Source organism: Mycobacterium sp. E2989, assembly GCF_001667595.1.
Taxonomy (GTDB): Bacteria; Actinomycetota; Actinomycetes; order Mycobacteriales; family Mycobacteriaceae; genus Mycobacterium.
In genome coordinates this window covers 1-1,130 of record NZ_LZJX01000113.1, presented here as the reverse complement: position 1 = coordinate 1,130, position 1,130 = coordinate 1, and the positions used below count along the sequence as shown (strand labels likewise).

The 1,130-nt window shown below is 70.8% G+C and carries 1 protein-coding gene; it reads left to right on the top strand.

Annotated elements, in window-relative coordinates; translation table 11 throughout:
* Nucleotides 1-1,130, top strand: a 1,130-nt coding sequence (locus tag A5680_RS20715) for an amino acid adenylation domain-containing protein (RefSeq protein ID WP_156675187.1), incomplete at both ends; no start/stop codon positions are given.

Here is a 1,130-nt window from a genome sequence, read left to right as displayed (position 1 = left end):
TCCCCCGAGGACATGGCGCACATCATCTACACCTCGGGCACCACCGGCACGCCGAAGGGGGTGGCGGTCACACACGCCAATGTGACGCGGTTGTTCGACGCGCAGGCCGTCGGCGTGCCGTTGAGCCCGGGGCAGGTGTGGGCGCAGTTCCATTCGTATGCGTTCGATTTCTCGGTGTGGGAGATCTGGGGGGCGTTGCTGCACGGGGGACGGTTGGTGGTGGTGCCCGATGCGGTCGCCCGCTCGCCCAAGGACTTGCACGCGCTGTTGGTGGCCGAAAAGGTCAGCGTGCTCAGTCAAACCACGGCCGCGGTGCGGATGCTCTCGCCGCAGGGGCTCGAGGGCACGGCGTTGGTGGTGGGCGCCGAGCCGGTGGGGGCGGAGTTGGTGGACCGCTGGGCGCCGGGGCGCACGATGGTCAACGTCTACGGCCCGACCGAGGCCACCATCTTCACCACCGCCAGCACCCCGCTGGCGGCGAAGTCGGGGGCGCCGCCGATCGGGTCGGCCGTGCCCGGGGCGGCGTTGTTCGTGCTGGATGGCTGGTTGCGTCCGGTGCCGGTCGGCGTGGTCGGGGAGTTGTATGTGGCCGGCCGCGGGGTCGGGTTGGGCTACTTGCGCCGGGGCGGGCTCACCGCGACGCGGTTCGTCGCCTGCCCGTTCGGCGAGCCGGGCGAGCGGATGTATCGCAGCGGGGATTTGGTGCGCTGGGGCGCCGACGGACAGCTGCGGTATGTCGGGCGGGCCGACGCCCAGGTCAAGGTCCGCGGGTATCGCATCGAGTTGGGTGAAATCCAAAGCGCGTTAACGGATTTGACCGGTGTGGATGAGGCGGTGGTGGTGGTGCGCGAGGACCGCCCCGGCGACAAGCGCCTGGTCGGCTACTACACCGGCCCCGCCGAGCCGCGTGCGCTGCGCACCGAACTGGCCGACCGGCTGCCGGGCTACATGGTCCCCACCGCCCTGGTGCCCCTCGACGCCTTGCCGCTGACGATCAACGGCAAACTCGACACCCGCGCCCTGCCCGCCCCCGAGTACACCGCCTCCGGCTACCGCGCCCCCACCAATGCCGTCGAGGAGATCCTCGCCGGCATCTACGCCCAAGTTCTCGGCGTAGACGCGGGCCTCGA